Source organism: Streptomyces sp. SD15 (genome assembly GCF_054462255.1).
Map to the genome: position 1 here is coordinate 1 of NZ_JBTLMO010000092.1, position 19,529 is coordinate 19,529.

The 19,529-nt window shown below is 68.9% G+C and carries 13 protein-coding genes and 6 pseudogenes; 8 read left to right on the plus strand and 11 right to left on the minus strand.

Annotated elements, in window-relative coordinates; translation table 11 throughout:
* Window positions 1-125: 125 nt before the first annotated feature.
* Window positions 126-943 (plus strand): IS5 family transposase gene (locus ACX28W_RS42250; RefSeq protein ID WP_459005435.1). Its coding sequence is split into 2 segments (ribosomal slippage): window positions 126-468 and window positions 468-943, totalling 819 coding nucleotides; the frame shifts between segments, so codons are not numbered across the junction.
* Window positions 944-1,143: 200 nt separating this feature from the next.
* Here ACX28W_RS42250 and ACX28W_RS42255 read toward each other — a convergent pair.
* Both ACX28W_RS42255 and ACX28W_RS42260 read right to left on the minus strand, forming a co-directional pair.
* Window positions 1,144-1,290 carry a hypothetical protein gene (locus tag ACX28W_RS42255; RefSeq protein WP_459005436.1) on the minus strand — a complete coding sequence of 49 codons (147 nt, stop codon included), beginning with the start codon at window positions 1,288-1,290 and terminating at the stop codon, window positions 1,144-1,146.
* A 257-nt stretch (window positions 1,291-1,547) separates the two neighbouring features.
* Window positions 1,548-1,892, minus strand: coding sequence for a hypothetical protein (locus ACX28W_RS42260; RefSeq protein WP_459005437.1), 345 nt, complete (start codon window positions 1,890-1,892; stop codon window positions 1,548-1,550).
* A gap of 494 nt (window positions 1,893-2,386) precedes the next feature.
* Between ACX28W_RS42260 and ACX28W_RS42265 the strand changes: the two genes are divergently transcribed.
* Window positions 2,387-3,639 (plus strand): IS3 family transposase gene (locus tag ACX28W_RS42265; protein WP_459005438.1). Its coding sequence is split into 2 segments (ribosomal slippage): window positions 2,387-2,669 and window positions 2,669-3,639, totalling 1,254 coding nucleotides; the frame shifts between segments, so codons are not numbered across the junction.
* Between the two features lie 5 nt (window positions 3,640-3,644).
* Here ACX28W_RS42265 and ACX28W_RS42270 read toward each other — a convergent pair.
* The gene (locus ACX28W_RS42270; RefSeq protein WP_459005439.1) at window positions 3,645-3,902 is read right to left on the minus strand and encodes a hypothetical protein; all 258 of its coding nucleotides are present in this window, start codon (window positions 3,900-3,902) and stop codon (window positions 3,645-3,647) included.
* Between the two features lie 198 nt (window positions 3,903-4,100).
* Between ACX28W_RS42270 and ACX28W_RS42275 the strand changes: the two are divergent.
* Window positions 4,101-4,286 (plus strand): annotated as a pseudogene (locus tag ACX28W_RS42275) (hypothetical protein); the annotation flags it as partial.
* A gap of 413 nt (window positions 4,287-4,699) precedes the next feature.
* Window positions 4,700-5,244 (plus strand): annotated as a pseudogene (locus ACX28W_RS42280) (transposase); the annotation flags it as partial.
* A gap of 54 nt (window positions 5,245-5,298) precedes the next feature.
* Here the strand turns inward: ACX28W_RS42280 and ACX28W_RS42285 are convergent.
* The 3 genes and pseudogenes from ACX28W_RS42285 to ACX28W_RS42295 all read right to left on the minus strand — a co-directional run.
* Window positions 5,299-5,841: a GNAT family N-acetyltransferase gene (locus ACX28W_RS42285; RefSeq protein ID WP_459005440.1), complete on the minus strand. Its 543-nt coding sequence runs from the start codon at window positions 5,839-5,841 to the stop codon at window positions 5,299-5,301.
* A gap of 56 nt (window positions 5,842-5,897) precedes the next feature.
* A pseudogene (locus ACX28W_RS42290) lies at window positions 5,898-6,011 on the minus strand (IS5/IS1182 family transposase); the annotation flags it as partial.
* Window positions 6,012-6,714: 703 nt separating this feature from the next.
* Window positions 6,715-7,376 (minus strand): annotated as a pseudogene (locus ACX28W_RS42295) (IS5 family transposase); the annotation flags it as partial.
* Here ACX28W_RS42295 and ACX28W_RS42300 point away from each other — a divergent pair.
* A complete protein-coding gene (locus ACX28W_RS42300; protein ID WP_459005447.1) occupies window positions 7,356-7,913 on the plus strand; it encodes a hypothetical protein in 558 nt (185 codons plus the stop codon). The pseudogene ACX28W_RS42295 and the gene ACX28W_RS42300 overlap by 21 nt on opposite strands.
* Window positions 7,914-7,964: 51 nt before the next feature.
* Here the strand turns inward: ACX28W_RS42300 and ACX28W_RS42305 are convergent.
* Together ACX28W_RS42305 and ACX28W_RS42310 are read right to left on the minus strand one after the other, a co-directional pair.
* A pseudogene (locus tag ACX28W_RS42305) lies at window positions 7,965-8,512 on the minus strand (DinB family protein).
* Between the two features lie 186 nt (window positions 8,513-8,698).
* Window positions 8,699-9,400 carry a TetR/AcrR family transcriptional regulator gene (locus ACX28W_RS42310; protein ID WP_459005441.1) on the minus strand — a complete coding sequence of 234 codons (702 nt, stop codon included), beginning with the start codon at window positions 9,398-9,400 and terminating at the stop codon, window positions 8,699-8,701.
* Window positions 9,401-9,501: 101 nt separating this feature from the next.
* Between ACX28W_RS42310 and ACX28W_RS42315 the strand changes: the two genes are divergently transcribed.
* Window positions 9,502-10,245, plus strand: coding sequence for an SDR family NAD(P)-dependent oxidoreductase (locus ACX28W_RS42315; protein WP_459005442.1), 744 nt, complete (start codon window positions 9,502-9,504; stop codon window positions 10,243-10,245).
* Between the two features lie 189 nt (window positions 10,246-10,434).
* Here the strand turns inward: ACX28W_RS42315 and ACX28W_RS42320 are convergent.
* A pseudogene (locus ACX28W_RS42320) lies at window positions 10,435-11,307 on the minus strand (ISL3 family transposase); the annotation flags it as partial.
* A gap of 454 nt (window positions 11,308-11,761) precedes the next feature.
* Here ACX28W_RS42320 and ACX28W_RS42325 point away from each other — a divergent pair.
* Together ACX28W_RS42325 and ACX28W_RS42330 are read left to right on the plus strand one after the other, a co-directional pair.
* Window positions 11,762-15,502, plus strand: a complete 3,741-nt coding sequence (locus ACX28W_RS42325) for a S8 family peptidase (RefSeq protein ID WP_459005443.1) — start codon at window positions 11,762-11,764, stop codon at window positions 15,500-15,502.
* A 184-nt stretch (window positions 15,503-15,686) separates the two neighbouring features.
* Window positions 15,687-15,911 (plus strand): hypothetical protein, encoded by a 225-nt coding sequence (locus tag ACX28W_RS42330; protein ID WP_459005444.1) that lies wholly within the window; start codon window positions 15,687-15,689, stop codon window positions 15,909-15,911.
* Between the two features lie 86 nt (window positions 15,912-15,997).
* Here ACX28W_RS42330 and ACX28W_RS42335 read toward each other — a convergent pair whose 3' ends face one another.
* Window positions 15,998-16,300 carry a helix-turn-helix domain-containing protein gene (locus ACX28W_RS42335; RefSeq protein WP_459005445.1) on the minus strand — a complete coding sequence of 101 codons (303 nt, stop codon included), beginning with the start codon at window positions 16,298-16,300 and terminating at the stop codon, window positions 15,998-16,000.
* A gap of 531 nt (window positions 16,301-16,831) precedes the next feature.
* Window positions 16,832-19,321 (minus strand): SpoIIE family protein phosphatase, encoded by a 2,490-nt coding sequence (locus tag ACX28W_RS42340; protein ID WP_459005446.1) that lies wholly within the window; start codon window positions 19,319-19,321, stop codon window positions 16,832-16,834.
* Between the last annotated feature and the right edge of the window lie 208 nt (window positions 19,322-19,529).

Sequence of the window (19,529 nt, forward strand, 5' to 3'; positions counted from 1 at the left end):
CGACCACTTCCTCGCCTTCACCAGCATCGCCTGCACCCTCATCTGCTATCGCAGACTCACCAAATGAGATGACGTCTTAGAGGTTGTCTCACGTGACTTGATGTTCGTGCGGCATGCTGCCGGTCGTGGGTGCTGATCTATCGAAGCGTCTGGTTCCTGATGAACTCTGGGAGCTGGCCGCCCCGTTGCTGCCGTCATTCGCTGCTCGTCCGCAAGGTGGTGGGACCGCTCCGTGTGACGAGCGGGCCGTGTTCACGGCAGTGGTGTACGCGCTGACCAGCGGCTGTGCCTGGCGGCATCTGCCGCCGACGTTCGGCACGTCGCCCGCCACCGCGCATCGCCGCTTCACGGTATGGACCGAGGCCGGCCTGTGGCGTCGGCTGCACCTGGCGGTGCTGGACGAACTCGGGGCCCGCGGCGAGGTGGACTGGACCTCGGCGATCGTCGACGCGGCCTCCGTTCGCGCCAAAAGGGGGGATCGCTGACCGGGCCGAACCCGGTCGATCGCGGCAAGAAGGGCAGCAAGCTGCACGTGTTGTCCGATGCCCAGGGCATCCCGCTTGCCGTCGCCGTGTCCGGCGCGAACATGCACGACAGCCTCGCCCTCAAGCCGCTCATCCGCGGCATACCCGCCGTCCGGTCCCGCCGGGGACCACGGCGGCGCCGACCCGTCAAACTCCGCGCGGACAAGGCGTACTTCTCCGCCGAACACCTGGCCTGGCTGCGCGAGCGCGGGCTCGTCGCGCGCATCGCGCGGCCCGGCATCGAGTCCGGCGAACGCCTCGGTCGGCACCGCTGGAAGATCGAACGGTCGATCGCCTGGCTCTTCGGCTACCGCCGCCTCACCGTCCGATACGAACGAAAGGGCTCGCACTTCCTCGCCTTCCTCGGCCTGGCCGCCGCCCTGACCTGCTACAAGAAGCTCGCGAAACTTGCCACGTGAGACAACCTCTAAGGACAACGAGCTCTACGGCAGCCGCCGAATGCACCTCCTCGTACGAGCCCCTCGGGGCACTGCCAACGGACGTGCTCGACTCCATCTAGCGGCCGACGTGCGCATGAAGCGGTTCCTCCTCCGCGCCACGACGAAACAAGACCTGGACCCACTCGACGTCGTCCTCTGGGATTCGGCTGAATAGCGGTTCAGGTCGTCGAGGGACCGAACTTGAGGAGGACGAACGACTTGCGCAACCCGATCGGGTCCAGGTCGCGTTCGGCGATCCACGCCCGGGTGCGGGTTTCCGCCCAGGAAACATCGGGGTCGCGGCGTTTAGGGAAGGGCATATCCATGCTCGGGAGGTACATGCCTGAAGCTCCGCGTGGAGAGTTGGTCGGCTGTGTGGGGCTGGGCACAGCACGTACGCATGGGGCGAACACAGCCGAAGGCGACGGCCGCCGAAACAGTTCCCCTCAGGGCCAACCTCAGCGTGACCGGCACCCGGATGATGCCGACAGGGCGCAAAGCCGGTGGTACACGGAGCCCTTGGTGCATCCAAGGGCGCGCGTTCTTCAACTTCAAGGCTGGTGGCGGTTGATGGCACGCAGCCTCACCGCGAATCCGGGGCGGGCTGGTGGGGAACGTGCCGTCCGGCGTCGGTGTCGAGGTAGCCCCACGCGCCGCGCTGGCCGGGCCCGCACACCATCAGGCTGAGGGTGCGGCCTCGCTCATGGATCTCGGTGACTTCGTGATAGTCGCTGTGGGAGATGCTGTTGGTGCTGCCGCCGAGGTGGGTGACGTCGAGCTGGGTGTGCACATGGTCGCCAGTGAGGGTGTAGCGGTCCTCGTTGTAGCCTCCCGTCAGGATGTGGGCGGTGAACGCCCACGGGTGGCTGTGGGGCTTGGGTGCGGTATCGCCGCGCCGGTCGGGCGCGTTCCAGAGATTGATTTTCACGGTGCGGTCGATGCCCTGGCGGAGCACCAGTTCGGCCTTGTAGGCGCTGCCGGAGTCGTCCGGTATCAGCCACCAGCTGTCCGGCGAGGTGAACTGCTCCCAGGTGAGCGGGGGCGAGTTCGGGAGCGTGCGCGGCGATCCCGGCGGACGCCGCCTCGTACATCGTCTCGCTGACTGCGAGACCCGGGACGATCGTCGTCTTCTTCATGGATGGCTCCTCTGCGAGGGGTCGGCGCCTGTGGGCGGCTGGAGTTCGAGGAGATGGGCTTCGAGGGCAGCGACGCGTTTGTCGGCGAACCGGAGGTTGGAGCGTGTGGTGCGCCGTCGAGCCGTTCCTGGAGGGAACGGTGTTCCCGGGCCATCTGGTCCAGGCGGCGTTTGAGGGCGGCGTTCTCTCCGGGGACGCTTTGCTCGGCGTCCCGGAGCTGCCCCATCAGCTCCCCGTGAACCGTTCCGGGTTCGGTAGGGACTCGATTTATTGAGAGGATCGAGTCATGGCACGCCCTTCCCCTTACCCCCTTGAGCTGCGCAAACGTGCGGTCCGCATGGTCGCCGAGGTGCGGCCCGAGTACGACACCGAGTGGTCCGCGATGAAGGCGGTCGCCGCCAAACTGGGGATCGGGACGACCGAGACGCTGCGTAAGTGGGTCCGCCAGGACCAGATCGACAACGGAGCCCGGCCGGGGACGACGACAGAGGAGTCCGCGCAGGTCAAGGCGATGAAGAAGGAGATCGCCGAACTCAAGCGGGCGAACGAGATCTTGAAGGCGGCGGCGAGTTTCTTCGCGGCCGAGCTCGACCGGCCACACACACGCTCGTAGCGTTCATCGACGAGCACCGGGACCGCTTCGGCGGTGTCGAGCCGATCTGCCGCGTGCTGACCCAGCACGGCTGCAAGATCGCCCCTTCCACCTACTACGCCTGCAAGAAACGCCAGTTGGCACCCTCGCCGCGGTCCGTGCGGGACAAAGGGCTCAAGGAACAGATCAGGGAGGTCTACGAGGCCAACTACCGTGTCTATGGCGCGAGGAAGGTCTGGCGGCAGCTGAACCGGCAGGGTCAGAGAGTGGCCCGCTGCACGGTCGAGCGTCTGATGCGCGAGATCGGCATCGCCGGCGCCGTCCGCGGTAAGAAGGTCATCACGACCATGCCGGACCCGGCGGCGGCCAGGGCCCCGGACCTGCTCGACCGCGAGTTCGTTGCACCGGCGCCGAACCGGACCTGGGTCGCCGACTTCACGCACGTCGCCGCCTGGGCGGGCGTCGTCTATGTCGCGTTCATCGTGGACACCTTCTCCCGCCGCATCGTCGGCTGGTCCGCGTCGCTGTCGAAACAGACCCAACTCGTGCTGGACGCCCTGGACATGGGCCTGTGGCAGCGCGACCGAGACGGCCGTCCGCCCATCCCCGGCGAGTTGGTGCACCACTCCGATGCCGGGTCGCAATACACATCATTTCTCCTCGCCGAACACCTGGACTCGGCCCGGATCGCGGCCTCGATCGGGTCAGTCGGCGACGCTTACGACAACGCGCTCATGGAGTCGACGATCGGCCTGTTCAAGACCGAAGTCATCAAGCCGCAGCGGCCATGGAAGACGCTGTCGCACGTCGAGCTCGCCACTGCCGAGTGGGTCGACTGGTACAACCACCGTCGACTCCACGGTGAGATAGGGCACATCCCGCCCGTCGAATACGAAGTCAACTTCTACCGAGCAACCACGAACTCCCAGGTCACAGCCAACATCTGAGATCTCTACCGAACCCGGAACGGTTCACCGGTCTGCTTGCGCTGTGCGAAGAGTGCCTGTTGGGTGCGGGTGAGCGCGTCCTCCGCGTTGAGCGCCCGCTCGCGCCACGACGCCTCGATGCGGTCGTGTTCCTGCCGGGCGCCGGCATCGCGCCGTCGGCGGGCGTCCGCGACGGCTCCCTGGACCAGGGCGCGGGCCTGCGGGTTCTCGTAGCAGAAGGTGACGGACACCCCGGCCCTCGCGGCGATGCCCGGGATACTCAATCAGCCGCGTTCGCACCACAGTTGGCTGATCGCTTTCTCGACCTGGGCTAGTTTGTCCTGGCTCTGACGGCGCCGTGCCCGGCTCGCGCTGAGCGCCACGCCAAACATGGCACAGCCGAACCCCGCCGGAACAGCCCCCGACTCCGCTGCCCGCGCTCGCGGGCCCCTATGAGGTAGCCAAGGAAAACCAGCGCCCGTGCCCAGGAGCGTCAGCAGGTCCCGAGTACCTGGCTGTACAGCGAGAAGCTGACCAAGTTCCGCCGGTTCCTCACCGGCATCGTCGCCCCGCACGCCGCCGCCCACCCGAACGACAAGTAGGTCAAGCACATCGTCGCCGAGTTCAACTCCATCGACTCCACCCTCGACCTCATTCCCAGCTCCTGACCAGCTGCGGGGGCCGTCCGGACGGTGGGCGGTACCCGCCGCGGAAGACCACTGCCATGCGTCGTCGCCTTTATCCCTCGGACACCACCAGCCTCGTCTCCGCCCTGGTCGTCCTTCTTGCCGAACCGCTGTTGCCAGCGCAGGACGCCCAGGTTCTAAGACCCCGAGTGAGCTGGGTCTCCTCGGACAGCTCCTCCTCGCCACCGGCAGCACCGTCGACAGCGGGTCGCCGGCTCTGCGGCCCCACATGGCCGGTCAATAGCCAGCCAAGGGGCAACGATCACGCTTCGCGTCGGCTCCCCTCTCCGTACGCCCTGACGTCGCGAAGAGGCTTGTCCAGATCGGTAAAGGAGAACGCGACGGCTCTACAGATCGCTCCAACGAGCGATCCACGCACTTACAGGGCACTCGGTAATGGCTTCGACCAGGACCTTGCCGCCGAGGCCACCCGCACAACCGGATCCGCGGGCTGCTCACCCAGTTCCACCCGTCACTGGAGTGCGTTCTCGGGCCCCGCCTGGACCATCAGGCCGTGACCTGGCTGCTGGAACGCTACGGCTCCCCGGCCTCTCTACGGAAAGCCGGACGCCGCAAACTCGTCGAGGTCATCCGGCTCAAGGCTCCCCGGATGGCCCAGCGGCTGATCGACGACGTCTTCGACGCGCTCGACGAGCAGAGCGTCGTCGTGCCCGGCACCGGCACCCTCGACACCGTCATCCCGTCCCTGGCCCGCTCCCTCACAGCCGTCGAAGAACAACGCCGGGCCCTGGAGAAACAGATCGAGGCCCTGCTGGAGGCCCACCCTCTTTCCCAGGTCCTGACGTCACTGCCCGGCGTCGGCGTCAGGACCGCCGCCGTCCTGCTGGTCACCGTCGGCGACGGCACCAGCTTCCCCACCGCAGCCCACCTGGCCTCCTACTCCGGACTCGCCCCGACCACCAAGCCCTCCTCCGCCGCGCCCGCCACCGTCGCTGTCTGCTCCGCGGCCCGCCCTTGACCGTCGGGCGGCAGCCTAGGCCTTCGAGTCCGGCTTCCAATCCTGGACGAGGAGCCCGAGCAGCACCTCGTCCAGGAACTCGCCCATCACCCAGGCCGAGGAGCGCAGCACGCCCTCGCGGACGAAGCCGTTACGCTCGGCGGAGCGCAGCATCGCGGCGTTGTCCGACAGCGTCTCGATCTGCAGCCGCTGCAGGCCGCGCACGACGAAACCGTAGTGGCACAGCACCGCGACGACGTCGGTGCCGTAGCCCTTGCCGCGGGAGGACGGCAGCAGTCCCAGCCCGATGTGCGCGGACCGGTTGTGGTTGTCGATGTTCCACAGCACCGCGGTGCCGACCAGCGTGCCGCCGTCCAGCTCCACCACGGAGAACGGGACGTGCTGTTGCTCCTTGTCGTCCACCACGAGCCGCGAGTCCTTCGAGCCGGGCGTGATCGGCCGCCACGGCCGGCCTTCGGACCGCGAGGAGTTGACCACGTCGTCGTAGAGCTCGGCCTGCAGGATCGGGATGTCGTCCTCGTGCCGGGCCCTGAGCCCGACCTTGCTGCCCTTTAGCATGCAAGCTTCCTATCCGATTGGGCTGGCCGGCGGCAAACCAATAAGCGGTCGTCGCAGTTGGTGTAGCGGCGGTAGCAGATGAGGGCGCTGGCGATGCCGACGAAAGCCAGGAAGTGCTCGGCTTTGCGCTCGTAGCGCCTGTGCAGGCGCCGGCAGCCATTGAGCCAGGACGATGGGTCGGCCGCGCGGCGAGGTGTCTGCCGTGGCAGGTCCTTTTCCGCGCGGCCTCCCGCCGAACCGGACGTGATGGTTTCCCGATCATCCGGCTCTCCAGTGACTACAGCGTGAGCGATTCAGGCTGCTCGCGCAGGACACACGGCGCCGTTGCGGCGATCTGCATTTCGCATACCTCCCGGGTCTGGTGTGTCCGAGTCACCTGGCCCCCTTCGCCCGATGTGGACGGCTTTCCCGTCCTCCCTGGCCGGTCATTACTCCGGCGACTACTACGGGGCCTCCGTCGCCATAGGACTCGCGTCCCGTAGGCGATCCCACGTTCGTCTCTGCTGTACGTTCTAGCGCGACACAGGCGTCCCACTCATCTCCTTGAATGCCCTCGCTGGGCATCGCTCCGCACCCCGGAGGTGCACGGGGGCACGATCGAACCCCGTGCAGGGTGCGGCGCCGGTTTCAGTTGTCCTTCCGGCGGATGGGAACTTGCATCTGCTGGAGATTGGGCTTCAAACAATCCAGTCTTCGCCATATCGCGCGGGCCTCCCAGCACACCGTCTCTGACAACTGAGCCCAGTCGCTGGTTTGCTGACATGCTGTTGTCCCCTTCACCTTCCGGATCCAGGTAAGTCATCAGGCCCAGGAACCTCCTTCCGAGTTCCTCCCGGCTGAGCCAGGGATACAAACAGAGCGCCTCGTGGCGCACAAGGCGCGCTCGACCACCCAGTAGTGGCGGCCCAGGCGGCCGGATGTCTCCACGCCCCGGCGGGCGAAGCGGGGCACGATCTGCCTGCGCCGCAGCCAACTACGCAGGTGGTCGAAGTCGTAGCCCTTGTCTGCGTGCAGCTTGGCCGGACGGCGTCGACGCGGACCAAAGCGCGAGCGGATCGGTGGGATGCCGCGCATCAGCGGGACGAGCGCTTGGCCGTCGTGGACGTTGGCGCCGGAGATACCCACCGGCAGCGGCAGACCGGCCCGGTCGCAGATGCCGTGGATCTTCGACCCGTTCTTGCCGCGATCGGTCGGATTCAGTCCCGTCAAGGGCCCCCTTTAACTGCCCGGATGCTGACCGAGTCGATCGCGCACCGGGACCAATTCGACCTTGCCTGCGGCGCCCAGCCAGTCCAGCAGCACCCGGTGCAGCTTCGCCCACACTCACGCTGCCGACCAGTCGGTCAAGCGTCTATGCGCCGTCTGCCAGGAGGCGCCGAGCAGCGGCGGCAACTGCCGCCAAGTACAGCCCGACGTGGCCACGACCACGATCGTCGCAGCGCCGCTGTCCCCCGCGTCGGCGCCTCCGGCGCCACGTCCTGGAACAACTGCCATTCTGACCACAGTCGACAACGGTGACCGGCCAACGCAGTGATGAGATCGCCCGGCTCCGGGTGGGGTGCATCCGCTGGCAGCACGACGGTCTGCCCATCCCCGGCGACTCCAGCGAAGTCCTCACCCGCGATGCCGTCTGCCTGCTGGACGTTCCCACCCACAAGACCGGCACCGCGTTCACCAAGCCCGTCGACCCGCTGCTCGGCCAGGCCATCGAGGCATGGCAGGCCGTCAGACCGGCCCAGCCGCCGATGCTCGACCGCAAGACCAACGAGCACGTCGACTTCCATGGCTGGTGCACCTACACCTTCTTCGAACAGTGCCAGCACCGCATGGCATGCGCACGCTGCGACTTCTACACCCCGAAGGACTCCAGCAAGGGCCAGCTGCAGGAGGCGAAGGAGAACCTGCAGAAGATGCTTGCTGCCATTCCGCTCACCGTTGACGAGCAAGCCGCCGTCCAAGACGGCCAGCTCGCGCTGGACCGCCTCCTGGACCGCCTCGCGGACGTTCCGACACCCGTCGGCCCCACTCCCCGCGAACTCGGCCCCCTTCCACCGCCACGATGCTGCCCATAGTGGACGTCCGCCAAGGAAGAAGGGACTGAGCGGGGCCGGAGGGCGCTTGATCTACGAGCCTGAGTCTGCCTCCTTGGCCATCTGCTCCAGTCGGCTTCGGTACTCCTCCCACCAGGCCGACTCGCCGGGCGCCATGTTGTCGCTCCCGGGCCGTTGTCCTGTGGTCCCGTCGATGAGTTCACGGACGATGTCGGCATGCCCAGCATGCCGCGGAGTCTCGGCGATCATGTGGACAAGAATCCGGCGGAGTGGCAGCTCAGGCCGCGGACCCCACGGCACCTGGCCGACAGCGTCGAGGGGAAGCGACTCGATCGTCACGTCCGAGTGAGCGCACACCCGACGGTACGTCGACGATCTGCTCACGCGTCTCGTCGGCGGTCGCGCACAGGTCAGTGTTCGGCTCGGCAGCCCCCACGATCCAGAGCGGCGGCGCCTCAACCGGCCGGCCGAAGGGTCTCGCCGAAATAGGCCGCTTCGGCGCCGGTCAGGTGCTTGACCAGCCCCAGCAGGTTGGTACCTGTCGGAGTCAGGGGTCGGCGGATCCCGTACTCCAACAAGCCTTCCAGCTTCCACAACAGCGCGTCACGGGCATCCTGCAAAGAGAGACGTCCCGCCGGGTCCTATCCGGGCCGCCCCAGAAGAAGATGACCCGCAGGCGGCAGATCCGCAGCGCTCTCAGCGCAGCAGTTCGACGAGCAGCCCTTCGACCTTGGCCCTGATCTCGTCACGGATGGGACGCACGGCGGCGAGCCCGCCGACGCCCCCTCGAACGCCGGTGTCGAAGGCTACGTCTCGGTGGTCTTCGCCGCCGACGCGACGGTCGTCTGCGAGATGCTCGGCGAGCCCGCCCCGGCTGGGGTGACCGGGTCCCTGAAGGGCGAGTAAGCGGCGACGGCCCGCAGCGCGATGTCCACCGAGGCGTGCAGGTCCTCGCGCCCGGCGCCGGCCGCGGCGTGGACGGCCAGGCCCTGGCTGAGGGTCGCGACGAAGCGGGCCAGGGCCGCGGTGTCGGTGCCGGGCGCGAGGTCGCCCTCCTTCGCCGCCCGGGCCAGCCGCTCCGCGAGCGCGCCCTCGCTGGCCGCCCGGTAGTCGGCCAGGTACTCGGAGATGCCGCTGTTCGCCGGCGAGCAGGACAGGCCGCCCTGGATGGAGAGGCAGCCGGGCGGGTGGCCGCCGCTGGTGAGGGCGTCGACGGCGGCGCGCAGATAGCTCTCGATGACGGCGTACGCGGTGGGCTGCTCCAGGGTGGCCGCCGCGTACGCCACGTAGGTGTCCCGGTAGCGGGCGACGGCTCGCCGGAACAGCTCTTCCTTGCTGCCGAACACGGCGTAGAGGCTCGGCTTGTTGATGCCCATGGCGCCGGTGAGCTCGCTCATCGAGGCGCCCTCGTAGCCGTGCTCCCAGAAGACATGGACCGCCCGGTCGAGGGCCTCGTGCTCCTCGAAGGCCCGCGGCCGTCCCCTGCCGCGGCGGTCGTCAACGCTCATGAACCCCACTCTACTGCCCGGTACAAAAAACTTTACCGATCGGTACAAAAAGCTGCTAGCATGGCGGCGCAACCGATCGGTACAAAAAAGGGAGTTACTTCATGGGACAGCTCGACGGCAGGACCGCCCTCGTCACCGGCGCCACCTCTGGCATCGGCCTCGCGGCGGCCCGGGCGCTCGCGGCCGAGGGGGCGTACGTCTTCCTGACTGGACGACGCAAGGAGCAGCTGGACGAGGCCGTGGCCGGGATCGGCGCCGACCGGGCGACCGGGATCCGCGCCGACGTCACCGATCTCGTGGACCTCGACCGGGTCATGGCGGCCATCAGGGAGACCGGCCGGGGCCTCGACGTCCTGTTCGCCAACGCGGGCATCGCCGAGTTCGCCGTCCTGGGCGAGATCACCTGGGAGCACTACGCGGACACGTTCAACACCAACGTCGGCGGCATCGTGTTCACCGTCCAGAAGGCGCTGCCGCTGCTGAAGAACGGCTCATCGGTCATCCTTTGCGGCTCCAACATCGACATCAAGGCATCGCCGTCGATGAGCGTCTACGCCGCCTCCAAGACCGCCATCCGCTCCTTCGGCCGCAGCTGGGCCGCGGAGCTGGTCGACCGGGGCGTCCGCGTCAACACCATCGCTCCCGGGCCCACCGAGACCCCCGGCCTCACCGGGCTGAGCCCCGACCCGGAGCAGCTGCTCGAGGGCCTCGCCGCGGCCGTACCCATGAAGCGCCTCGCCCGACCCGAGGAAACCGCCGGCGTCGTGGTCTTCCTCGCCTCCGACCGCAGCAGCTTCATGACCGGCGCGGAAGTCTATGTCGACGGCGGCGCCAGCCAGGTCTGACGCAAGGGCAGCGTCGCCCGCACGGAGAACACGCCGTCGGACGCGGCACCATCGGGGCGAGTGAACCGGCCACGGCCTGGACTCAATCTCGGTTGTCACCGGGTGTGACTGCACCACACAAGTTGGACCAGAGCCCAGCGACTGGCTCAGTCAAGATTTCCGTGACGGGGTGACGGAGTGTGGCTTGGGTCAGGCCAGGAGGACTCGTTTGCGGAGTAGGGCGAAGCCGGCTCTCCCATACATCTGTCGCTTCAGCATCTTGATCCGGTTGACGTGGCCTTCGACAGGGCCGGAACTCCAGGGCAGCGTAAGGCCCGCGGTGACAGCCTGGTGATCACGCCGGAGACCGTCGGCGAAGGCGTGCAGGGCGGGTAGGTCATCGGCATGGACGGCGTCTGTCCATGCCCGCAGGCTATTTCCGCCGAGGTCGCAGACCATGCGCGCGAAGGCATGCACGTGGCTGCGGACAGCAGTTAACTCCGGGCACCGGCCGAGTACTTCACCCAGCTGGCGTTCTTCGTCTTCGCGCAGGTGCTGGGGGTTCCATATGATCCAGTTGGTGACCTGCTGCGGTTTGAGCACCGGGGCCGGCGACCGGATGGAGCCGAGGCCGGTGCGAAGCGGCCGGAGATAGCGTCGCACCGCTTGCGAGGTTCGTCCCGGGTAGCCCTGAGTCTGGATCTCCCGGAAGAGACGGGCGGCATCGGTGCATCCTTCGTTCCAGCGCCGGATCAGGTAGGACTTGTAGTCGTCCAGGCCTGTGGTGCGAAGGGTGCCTTCGATGAGGCCGTCGAGGTTCTTGCAGTGGGCATAGCGTTCCGCGGTGTGCCCGGCAAGGCCCAACTCCCGTGCGATGTCGCTGATCGTCCATCCGCGGGCCAGCAGTCGGTGAACTGCCTTGTGTCGCTCCCGTGTCCGGGTGACCAGCCACTTCTCCGCGCCGGTGTCCGGATTGAGGGTCGAGGGCGGAGCCGCGGCCATGCGCCGGGCCGAAGGGGTGCTCACCTCAGGTCCTTGCAGAGAAGGACGGTGAGCGATCACAGTGCGCTCGACAGCGGTGGCCGATCAGTCCAGTGCAGGCATCCAGCCCACCGCGAGGCGATGGGCCGAACGAGCGCTGAGCGGAGTGCTTGGTCTTGGTCCGGGAGTTTCGATTCTCGCATGGATGTGGGTCTGCTCTCTTTGCTGTCGGCTCCGGGAGCGGGGCATGAAAGGAATGTGCCGAGTCACCTTCTAGGGGTTCGTAGGTGCCCTCGTTATCGTCGTGGAGGTGTGGCTATATGTGCGCCGCGGTCGGTGAACCTCACCCGTAAGGAACCTCGTTGCCCCTGGCAAGGCAACTCACCCTCCCAACAACGTGACAGCGCCCCGGAGGGGCATGACACCTGTTTGCCCCGGTCCGGCATGTCGACTCTGCGACATGGCCCAACTGCGTCACGCGGGAGCCAGTTCGGGCGGCCGGGGGTGATCGCATAATCCTCGGCGTCCCATCCGACGCGTAACCATGAGGTCTCCCTTGTCGTTTCTGCCTTTCCGCAGACGCAGGCTGACAGCGCTGTGCACCGCCACCGCGGTGCTGGCCCTGTCGCCCGCCTTGGCCTCCGCGGCCCCCGCACCGCCCTCCGCCACATCCCTCGCGTCCGCCGCGGCCCTGCCCGCGGCGCTCGGCACCGCCCGTAGCGTCACCCTGGTGACGGGCGACAAGGTCACCGTCACCCGGGCCGCCGACGGCACGTCGAGCCGGACCGTGCAGGACCCGGACGGCCGGTACACCGGCTTCGAAACCAACCGGGCCGGCAAGAACACGTACGTCTATCCGCACAGCGCCCTGCCGTACGTCGCTGCGGGGCTGCTGGACAAGGAGCTGTTCAACGTCACGCGGCTCCTGGCGGACGGCTACGACGACGCGCACCGCGACCGGCTGCCGCTGATCGTCACCTACACCGACGCCGCCGCCCGTTCGCGTGCCCTGCCGGTGCCGGAGGGCGCCCGCAAGGTGCGCACGCTGGACAGCATCCAGGGCGCGGCGCTGGGCGCCGCCCGGTCGGACGCCTTCTGGGCGTGGATCACCGGAGACGGTGCCGGCACGGCGGCCCGCGACACCGGCGAACGGCCCAGGCTCAAGGGCGGCATCGCCAAGGTCTGGCTGGACGGCAAGGTGAAGGCGGACCTCGCCGACAGTACCGCGCAGATCGGCGCGCCGCAGGTGTGGGCCTCCGGCAACACCGGCGAGGGCGTGGACGTCGCGGTCCTCGACACGGGCGTGGACACGGACCACCCCGACCTGGCCGACCGGGTCGCCGCGACCGAGGACTTCGTGCCCGGCGAGTCGGTCGTGGACGGCAACGGCCACGGCACACATGTGGCCTCCACCATCGCCGGTACCGGCGATGCGTCCGACGGCAAGGAGCGAGGCGTCGCGCCCGGCGCGAAGCTGCACATCGGCAAGGTGCTCTCCGACGACGGCTACGGCCAGGATTCGTGGGTGCTGGCCGGCATGGAGTGGGCGGCCCGCGACCAGCACGCGAAGATCATCAGCATGAGCCTGGGCGGCCGGCCCACCGACGGCACGGACCCGCTGAGCATGGCGGTCGACACGCTCAGCGAGGAGACCGGCGCGCTGTTCACCATCGCCGCGGGCAACGCCGGTCCCGACAGATTCTCGGTGGGCGCGCCGGGTGCCGCGGACGCCGCGCTGACCGTCGGCGCCGTGGACGGCTCGGACTCCCTCGCCGACTTCTCCAGCCGGGGCCCCCGGGTGGGCGACGGAGGCGTCAAGCCGGACCTCACCGCTCCCGGTGTGGACATCCTGGCGGCGCGCTCCCACTACGCCCCCGAGGGCTCGGGTTGGTATCAGACCCTGAGCGGCACCTCCATGGCCACTCCGCACGTCGCGGGCGCCGCCGCGCTGCTGGCCGCCGAGCACCCGGACTGGACGGGCCGTCAGCTCAAGAACGCCCTGGTCAGCACCACCAAGGCGACGCCGCAGTACAGCCCGTTCGAGGGCGGCACCGGCCGCCTGGACATCGCCACGACGACGGCCGCGAGCACGTTCGCCACCGGCAGCGCCGACTTCGGCTTCCGCACCTGGCCGACGCCGGCCGGGACGACCACCGAGCGGGAGGTGACGTACACCAACACCGCCGGCAGCCCGGTCACCCTCGCTCTCGCGGTGCGCGCCTCGGGCGCGGGCGCGGACGCCGGCCCGTTCACCCTGTCGGCCTCGCAGATCACCGTCCCGGCGCACGGCACCGCTTCGGTGACGGTGACGGCGCACTTCGACGAGATAGCGGCGGACCAAGTGGTGGCCGGCTTCCTGACGGCCACCGACCCGTCCGGCGCGGTGCTGACCCGCACCTCGCTCGGCGCCGGCCAGGAGGGCGAGCGCCACCAGCTGACGCTGAAGGCCAAGGACCGCAGCGGCAAGCCGATCGGCGGCACCGTCATCCTGACGGCGAAGAAGCTGTGGCTGCCGGTGCGGATCGACGAGTCGGGCACGGTGGACCTGCGGCTGCCGCCCGGTTCGTACACCGCGTGGATGGAGGCCGACCTCGAAGGCTCCCATGGCCCGCACTCGCTCGGGCTGGGCCTGATGGCGGTGTCGGACGTCGTCCTCGACCAGGACCGCACCGCCGTCTTCGACGCGACCCGGGCCCGTCAGGTCAGGGCGGTGGCGCCCAAGCCGAGCACGCCCGACGGCTCCCGCATCGAGTACTACCGCGGCTTCGCCGACGACGACTGGTCGTCCTCCTCGCGCTGGCCCCAGGCGTCGTACGACAGCATCTGGGCCCTGCCCACCAAGAAGGTCGCCGAGGGCGAGTTCGTCTTCGGCACCCGCTGGCGGCTGGAGGAGCCGGCTCTCACGGTGACCTCGGGCGACCGGCCCTTCGACGACCTCGTCGTGCACCGGAGCGCGACCCCACTGTCCCAGGGCCGGCACCGGCTCGACGCGGTGTTCGCCGGAGACGGCGCCGCTGCCGCGTACGCCTCTGGCAACGCCCGGGGCAAGGCCGTCGTGGTGCGCCGCAACGGCACGGTGCCCGTGGAGGAGCAGGCCGCCGCTGCCGCCGCCGCGGGCGCCGAACTGCTCCTGGTCGTCCACGACGGCGCAGGCCGCCTGGACCCGTGGAGCGACTCCCCCTGGGGGGCGCCGAACCCACCGCCGCTGACGGTCGCGAGCCTCACCCAGGACGAGGGCGAGCAGCTGATCGCCGGGCTGAGGAAGAGCCGCACCCGGCTCGACGTCACCTCCAGCCCGACCACCGACTACGTGTACGAACTGGTCCACGACTACAAGGGTGCCGTCCCTGCGGACCTCACCTACCGGGCGGCCCAGCGTGAACTGGCCCGCGTCGAGGTGTCCTTCCGCAACTTCCGCGCCGGGAGGGCGCTGGATTACCGCGAGGACATCGCGCGGTCCGGGCCCAGCGCCCTCAACCCCTCGATCGCCCCGGCGCTCGGGGAGCGCACGGACTACGTCACGGCGGGCGAGCAGTGGTCGGGCCGGGCTCAGATCCCCAGCGAGCAGCAGCAGTACGCGCCTGCGGTGACCTACCGCGCGGGGACGACGAGCAGCGTCCGGTGGTTCGGGCCCGTCCAGCGGCCCCGCCTGGGCAACGGCGACGCCCCGGTCCGCCAGGACGACACGCTGTACGTGTTCATCCCCGCCTGGGGTGACTCCGGGAACGACCATCTCGGGGCGACCTACGGCAACTTCGGTGTCCGTAACATTCTCAAGCTGTACCAGGGCGACACACTCGTGAAGGAGACCAGCCGGTACCAGTTCGCGATGACCGTCCCGGGCCTCGGCGCCGGCCCGCTCCCCTACCGTCTGGTGTCGGAGAACGACCGCGACACGTGGTCCGGCCCCTACTCCACGTCCACCCGCACCGAGTGGGGCTTCACCTCCCGCGCGGGCGCCGCGGGCGAGTTGGCCCAAATGCCGCTGATCCAGCTGGACTACGCGGTCGACACGGATGTCGCGGGCAAGACGGGGCGCCACGCCGACTTGACGCTCACCGCGTCGCACCTGTCCGCCTCGACGGGGACCGCCGCCATCCGCACGGTGGGCCTGGAGGTCTCCTACGACGACGGCGCAACCTGGCACACCGCGCGGCTCCAGCACAGCGGCAACAGCTGGCGCACCAGCCTCGACGCGCCGCGCGCAGCGCGGTTCGTCACCCTGCGGGCTACCGCCCGCGACGCCGGGGGCAACAGCGTGGACCAGCGCATCACCCGGGCCTTCGGCCTGAAGTGATCCCCTCGCCCGCACGCGGACGCGCATGACGGCGGGGGCGGGGCCGCACATCGCGGCCCCTCCCCCGACTTTTGCGCTGGTCCGCCCGGCGCCTCGATCGTCACGTGGTGGCCGGGCCCCGCGGCGCCGCCGCCGTCATTCGACATCGGCAACGACGACGGGCGCCGCTACTGACCAATCGGCCGTGCCGTGCCGTGCCGGCGGGCACGGCACGGCCGACCGCGGACTGGTCGAGGAGCTCGCGCAGGTCACGCCGACCCAGGCCGAATACGCTGAGCGTGCCGAGCTGGCCCGCGCCGAGTTCGCCTCCGCCCTCGGCAGTGCGCCGAGCCCCGAAGCCGAGGCGAAGGCCCGGGCCCTGCTTGAGCGCCTGGGCGGGGCGCAGCAGGGCCCACAGGCGGCCGCTTAGTGGCGGCGATCGCGGTCGTCCTGGACCACACCACCGCCACGGCGCTGTACGACCGAAGGATCCGTTCAACGAGGCGTCGCAGTCTTCTACATGCCGACCCGGCGCGCCAGCACCCGGTACGGAACCGGGGTACGGCGGCGGTGGCGCAGGGCGTCGAGGGACTCGCCGAGGGATTCCACGATCACGGTGCGCGTCACCCTGGGGGTGTCGGTGGGCGCGCGTACGGCTGTCAGATCGCCTCCGTGCGAAGCCGGAGCAGCTCGGGCAGGGTCGACGCCGACGACAGCCGCCAGGGCCCTCACGGTCTCGGCCGAGGGCACGCAACGGCCGCTCCGGGCCCGACCGACCGTGGCGTGGGCGGCGACCTCGGCGTCGGTCCAGCCGCGCAACGCCCGGTCCGCTGCGGCGGCAAGACGTCCCCGCGCGGTGTCGGGATGGTGGACGGGGCGACGGGAGCGACCACCAGGCCGGTACGGACGCCGCGTGCACTCAGAGAGAGGCACGGGCCGGGACATCAGGTGTCCTGACGAGGATCGGGTGCTGGGGCATGCAGGTCGACGCCGACCGAACGACCCATACTTGAGCACCCGGCACGGCCGGACCACAACCGACCCAGGCCATCGGCGAGCGACGTTTCCTCTTCCTCGCCGAAACAGAAGCTGCAGTTCACAGGGCCCGTTTATGACATCTCTTCCGACGCCCCCGGGCCGCTCGTCTCGACGGGGATCAACGGCCCGGCGAAAGGACGGCAGGCTATCGTCGCGGCCGCACTCCGCATGTCGGCATCCGGGTCTTCGGCCAGGAGGAGCAGCGCCCGGGTGATCTCCGGTGCCGGCAGCGGTCTGGTGCAGTGCTCCTGGTCCTTGACCGTCAACTACCCCGCCACCAGGACATATACCCACCGAAAGAGACACCCGGCACTAGTAGGCAAGCTGCTCCTCGAGTGCGGGCGGGGTACCGAAGGCCCGTGCGTGTGAGGGTGCGGAGGCCAGGTCTTCTTCGGCCCAGACGACCTTGCCGCCCGATACCGAGCGCGCGCCCCATCTGCGGGACAGCTGGGCGACCAGGAAGAGGCCGCGGCCGTTCTCGTCGGCGGTGCGTGCGTGAGACTGACGTGGGTGGCAGTCGCTGGTGTCGAACACTTCGCAGGTCAGGACTTGGTGCTTGATCAGACGCAGACCGATCGGCCCGGTGCCGTGGCGGACGGCGTTGGTGACCAGTTCACTGACGATCAGCTTCGTGGAGTCCTCGAGACCTTCCAGGCCCCATTCGGTCAGCTGGCGGGCTGCCAAGTGCCGGGCACTACGAACAGCGGTCTGGTCACTCGGCAGCGTCCAGGAGGCCACCTGGGCTGGGCTGAGTGAGCGGGTCCGCACCAGGAGCAGGGTGACGTCGTCGCACGGTGCCTGATCCGCGAAGGTCTCCGTCGCGCGGGCGCAGAGGTCTTCCAGGGATCGATCCGGTTGTGCCAGGGCGGTGCCCAGGCGGTGCATTCCCACGTCGATGTCGTGGTCGCGCGTCTCGATCAGGCCGTCGGTGTACAGGGCGAGGAGACTTCCCTCGGGCAGTTCCAGCTCCACGGCCTCGAAGTGGGCCCCCAGCCCGATGCCGAGTGGGGCTCCGGTGGGAAGGTCGGGGAAGGTGACCCGGCCCTGCGGGTCAATGATCGCGGGCGGGGGGTGCCCGGCCCGCGCCATGGCGCACCGGCGGGTGACCGGGTCGTAGACGGCATACAGGCAGGTGGCGCCCATCATCGCGGGGGTCTGGTTGGGGGCGGCGTCTTCCTCGGCCAGTCGCTGAACCGTGTCATCGAGGCGGGCCAGCAGTTCGTCGGGGGGCAGCTCCATGTCAGCGAGCGTGTGTACGGCGGTGCGGAGCCTGCCCATGGTCACGGCGGCGTTGATGCCGTGTCCGATCACATCGCCGACGACGAGAGCCACCCGGGCGCCGGACAGCGGGATCACATCGAACCAGTCGCCTCCGACGCCGTTGTCCATGTCGGCGGGCAGGTAGCAGGAGGCCGCCTCGACCGCCACGCCGCCCCTCAAACGGCGGGGGAGCAGGTTGCGTTGGAGCGCGAGGCACGTGGTGTGTTCGCGAGCGTTGTTCAACGACAGTGCGGCGAGACTGACGAGTTCTTCGGCGAGGAGCAGATCGAGTTCCTGGAACGGCACCGCGTCCTCGGTGCGGATGAACAACGCCACGCCCAGCAGGGCGCGCCGCGCACGGATGGGTACGACCATCACGGAGTGCATGCCGTGCTGATGGATCTTCTGCGCCCGCGCCGGGTCCTCATCGATCCACGTGCCCGGAGCGGTGTCCAGCATCGGCTCCAGGTGGGACCTCCCGGTGCGCACGACATCGGTCAAGGGTGAGGCGGGCGTCATGGGGACCCGGTCACCGCGCACCCAAGGGGATTCCGGGACCCCTTGGTGGATCGAGGCCAGACCGGCACGTCGGAGCACGGGGAGGCGCCCGTCCATCGGGCCGGTGCGGACCGGGGGCCCCTCGCCGAACGAGACCGACTGCTCCAGGTCGACGACGGCGAAGTCGGCGAGCAGGGGCACGGCAAGGTCGGCCAGTTCCTGGCCGGTCTGCATCACGTCCTGGGTCCTGCCAAGGCGCGTACTGGCCTCACTGAGGATGGCGAGGCGCTCGCGCGCGTGCCGGCTCTCGGTGACATCGACGTTGATGGTGCACACCCCCAGCGCTTGGCCGTCGGCGTCCTGAAGGCAGAAGAACGAAGCCGCCATTGTGTGCTTCTGGCGCGGACTCGTTGAGGGCCACATTCGGTACTGGTGGACCTTGGTGGTGCCGCTGTGGAGTACCTGCCGCATCACTGCCTCGAGTGCTTCGGCCTTGACACCGGGCAGCACATCGGTGAATCGCCGTCCGAGCCGTCGGTCAAGGGAAATGCCGTCGTGGCGCTCCATCGTGTCGTTCACCCAGGTGCAGCGCAGCTGCGGGTCACGAACGACGATGCCGATCGGTGCGCGGGTAAGGAGCGACTCCCGCACCGATCCGTTCATTGCCTGTCGGGAGAGCGTGCCGTTGCCGGTCACGGAGATGAGCCAGCGGACTGTTCCGTCCCGCCCCCACAGCATCGAGATCCGCAGGTTGATGTTGAGCATGCGGCCGTCTCGGTGGCGCACCGCCGTCGTCCTCGACCAGCCATTTCGGGCACGGCACTGCTCGACGAACGCCGCTATCGTCGGCGCTTCCTCGGAAAATGGCAGGACTAGTGCGGCAGAGCGGCCCACCACGTCCCCGGCGGAATACCCGACGAGCCGCTCGGCGGCCTGCGTCCATGCGACCACCGTCCCGTGCTCGTCGAACATCGCGACTGCCGACTCGGACGTCTCTCGCGTGTTCAGTTGATTACTGAGTATTACATTGCCGGTGCTGCTCATCGAACCGTTGCCTTCAGGTAGGTGGGGGGAGGGGTGGTCGGGGCTGCGACTGCGGCGACCGAGACCACGGCGGGGCAGACAGCCCTGAGCGGCGTGTGTCTCATCGCCGTTCTCGATTCCAGCGACGACTACGAGCCGACGCGTCCGGTTCCCCCCATTACGGCGATCGTCATGTTCATCACACTTTCCTTGCGAGGCTGATCTCGTT

Coding starts and splice junctions, on each gene's coding strand:
- ACX28W_RS42255 (WP_459005436.1), bottom strand. CDS start 1,290: ATGGATATGCCCTTCCCTAAACGCCGCGACCCCGATGTTTCCTGGGCG.
- ACX28W_RS42285 (WP_459005440.1), bottom strand. CDS start 5,841: ATGCTAAAGGGCAGCAAGGTCGGGCTCAGGGCCCGGCACGAGGACGAC.
- ACX28W_RS42310 (WP_459005441.1), bottom strand. CDS start 9,400: ATGAGCGTTGACGACCGCCGCGGCAGGGGACGGCCGCGGGCCTTCGAG.
- ACX28W_RS42315 (WP_459005442.1), top strand. CDS start 9,502: ATGGGACAGCTCGACGGCAGGACCGCCCTCGTCACCGGCGCCACCTCT.
- ACX28W_RS42340 (WP_459005446.1), bottom strand. CDS start 19,321: ATGAGCAGCACCGGCAATGTAATACTCAGTAATCAACTGAACACGCGA.